This window comes from Trebonia sp. (assembly GCF_049794275.1).
Taxonomy (GTDB): Bacteria; Actinomycetota; Actinomycetes; order Streptosporangiales; family Streptosporangiaceae; genus Trebonia.
The window spans coordinates 1-2878 of record NZ_JBARCR010000342.1 but is presented as its reverse complement, the minus strand read 5'-3'; the positions used below and the strand labels follow the sequence as shown (position 1 = coordinate 2878).

The following is a 2878-nucleotide window of genomic DNA, read 5'->3' as shown; positions in this document are numbered from 1 at the left end:
CGCTCGTCGCGCGGCTCGCTCGCCGCCGCGGCCCGAGCGGCGGGTAGTCGCCGGCGACCCGCAGCGGCAGCGTGCTGCCAGCCTTCGCCTGCGCAAAGTCTCCCCAGAAGCGGGCCCCTAGTCGTTCTCGCCACGATCTCAGCAGCCGTGCTGGCTGGCCAGGCTCTGCGCCGTGGCCGCGAGCGCCTGGGCCTCGGTGATGATCGTCTTGCCCTGTCCCTGCGCGGCGGCAATGGAGTTCCAGGCGCTCGCCAGCGCCGTGTTGCCAGTGGCGATGGCCGAGGCGGGATTCACCGTCGGCGCGGCGTGCAGGCTCTGCAGGCTGCTCAGATCGGAATTCACGTTGGATACCGCGGTCTGGACGCTCTGGATGCCGCCGACCTGGAGGTTTTCCACGTCGCCCGTGAGAGTGTTGAGATCGCTGCCGACCGTGGCGGAATCCTGGCCCACGGTCGTCGCGTCCCCGGCGGCGGCCGGGCACGAGTCGTGCTGCTCGCGGGCGTAATCCGCCTGCTCCTGCGCGTAGTCGCTCTTCATCTGGTTCACCGCGCCGGTCAGGCTCTTGCTGCTGGTGAGCGCCGAATTGGCGCGCTGCAGGGTGGTGAGGTCCGTCTCGAGCGCCTGCTGGGCGCTGGTGACCTGCTGCGCCTGGCCGGCCGAGGCGGACACGGTCGCCTGCTGCTGCAGCAGCGCCTGCTGATGGGCCGCCACGAAGCGGGCCAGGGGGCCCGCCTGCGTGTTCGCGTTCCACCCGGCCGTCTCGAAGCCGTTGCAGGTGGCATGGCCGACGGAGGCGCCGGACTCGTCCATGACGACCGCCTCGTAGGTCCCGCCGGCGCTCATCAGGTCGCACTGCTCGGTGAGATCGCCCATGGACCCCGCGTTGGGCGTGCTGGCCCAGACCATGCCGCCGCCGGTCAGGTTGGTGATCAGCGTGTCGCACTCGGACGAGCGGCCCGGGGTGACGATGACCTCGGCGTCGTAATGCTGCGCGTAGACAGTGCACGTGTTCAGGCTGGCCGGGACGCTGCTGCTGCTTGCCCCGCTGGCGCTGCCGCCCTTCGAGACGAAGGGGACGTGACAGCCGGCGAGCGACGCCGCGACGGCGGCAGCGGCGATCGCCCATCGCGGCGCGGGAAGTCTGCCCATGTTCCCCCTTGAGTCACTCCTTTGTACCTGACGCGGCGGCGGCGGATCGGGTTGTCACGCCGGCTGGGTCTTAGGGTTGGCGCGTGAGCATCGAGATCGTCTTCGAGACGCACTCCACGACCGAGGACAACGAGGCGGGCCGGGCGACCGGATGGCTGCCGGGACGGCTTTCCGAACAGGGCAGGGCGCAGGCGCGCGAGCTCGGGCGGCGGCGGGCCCAGGGCGGTATCGCGGCGGTGTTCTGCTCCGACCTGCGGCGCGCCGTGCAGACGGCGGAGCTCGCCTTCGACGGGTCAGGCGTTCCCGTGCTGCACGACTGGCGGCTGCGCGAATGCGACTACGGCGAGCTGAACGGGATGCCCGCCGCGGAGATGCACGCCGGGCGGCGCGACCACCTGGACGTGCCGTACCCGGGCGGCGAGAGCTGGCGGCAGGCCGTCACGCGCGGCGAGCGGTTCCTCGCCGACCTGCCGTCGCGCTGGGCGGGGCGGCGGATCGTGGTCATCGGGCACGTCGCGACCCGCTGGACGCTGGATCACGCCCTGCGCGGCGTCCCGGTCGAGGACCTGATGGCGGAGGACTTCGGCTGGCGCCCCGGATGGTCCTACATGCTTGACACCTAGATAAACGAGGCATAGATTTCCTTGGCATGAACAGGGAACGGCTGAAGGGGCACCTGGACCTGCTGCTGCTGTCCGTGCTCGCGGCGGGGCCTGCCCACGGGTACGCGATCATCACGGCGCTGCGCGCGCGGAGCGAGGGCATGTTCGACCTGCCGGAGGGGACGGTCTACCCGGCGCTGCACCGGCTGGAGGACGCCGGGCTGCTGGCCAGCTCGTGGTCCGACGCGGACGGCCGCAAGCGCCGGGTGTACGCGCTGACCAGCGACGGCGAGGCCGCGCTGGCCGCGCAGCGGACCGAGTGGAAGCGCTTCGCTGGCGGGGTCCAGGCGGTTGTGGGGTGGCAGGCATGACCGGGGACCTGATCGACGGCTACCTGGCCGAACTCAGGGCCAGCCTGCGCCGTCTCCCGCAGGAGCGCACCGCGGAGATTCTCGCGGAGGCCGAGGACCACCTGCGGGAGTCCGTCGCGGCGGGTGTCGCGATCGGGATGACGGAACGGGAAGCGCAGGAGGCCGCGATCTCGGCGTTCGGCTCGGTACGGGCAGTGGTGCGGGCGCACAACCTCCGTTCGCGCCAGGTGGCGGCCGACCTGGTGCTGACAGGCCTGCGGCTCGGCTGGACCGGGATGTTCGCCATCGCGGCCAGCGGCTTCGTCGCGCTGGCCATGAACCACCTGGCCGGCACGAGCTTCGTCGGCGGCACGCCCGCGCCCGCGGGCACGTACACGGCCGCGCAGTGCGCGCACTGGCTGTCGAACTGGCCTGGCGCGGGGACCTGCGGCCAGGCGGCGGTGCTGGAGGCGAGCAGCGACGCGGTGTCGCTGCGGGTGATCGGCGGCGGCCTCGGCGGCATTCTGCTGCTCGGCTGCTACCTGCTCGCCGCGACGTACTGGCGGCGCCGCGCTCCGGTCCCGGTGCTGCCCAGCGGGTTCTTCCCGCTGGCCGCGGCGGCCGTCTTCACGGCAGGCGCGCTCGCGCTCGTCGTGTGCACGTTCACCGGCGGCCCGTTCGGCGCCCCGGCCGGCCCGGGCGTGTTCCTGAGCGGCGCCATCGTAGCGGCCACCGCCGCGGTCGCCTTCGTCGCCCGCGCCCGCCACATCCTCCGCC

Annotated in this window: 4 protein-coding genes; 3 read left to right on the top strand and 1 reads right to left on the bottom strand. The window is 72.6% G+C overall.

All coding sequences use genetic code 11. The annotated features are described in order from the left end of the window. Positions 1-138: 138 nt before the first annotated feature. On the bottom strand, positions 139-1149 hold the full coding sequence (locus tag WA805_RS09470; RefSeq protein WP_425242150.1) for a hypothetical protein: 1011 nt from the start codon (positions 1147-1149) through the stop codon (positions 139-141). Between the two features lie 83 nt (positions 1150-1232). On the opposite strand from WA805_RS09470, the gene WA805_RS09465 reads away from it, so the two are divergent. The 3 genes from WA805_RS09465 to WA805_RS09455 form a co-directional block, all read left to right on the top strand. Further along, positions 1233-1772 (top strand): histidine phosphatase family protein, encoded by a 540-nt coding sequence (locus tag WA805_RS09465; protein ID WP_422273972.1) that lies wholly within the window; start codon positions 1233-1235, stop codon positions 1770-1772. 26 nt (positions 1773-1798) lie between these two features. After that, positions 1799-2122, top strand: a complete 324-nt coding sequence (locus WA805_RS09460) for a PadR family transcriptional regulator (RefSeq protein ID WP_422273973.1) — start codon at positions 1799-1801, stop codon at positions 2120-2122. Next, positions 2119-2878 (top strand): HAAS signaling domain-containing protein (locus WA805_RS09455; protein WP_425242149.1); only part of this gene is annotated, 760 nt, incomplete at its 3' end. The genes WA805_RS09460 and WA805_RS09455, both read left to right, overlap by 4 nt.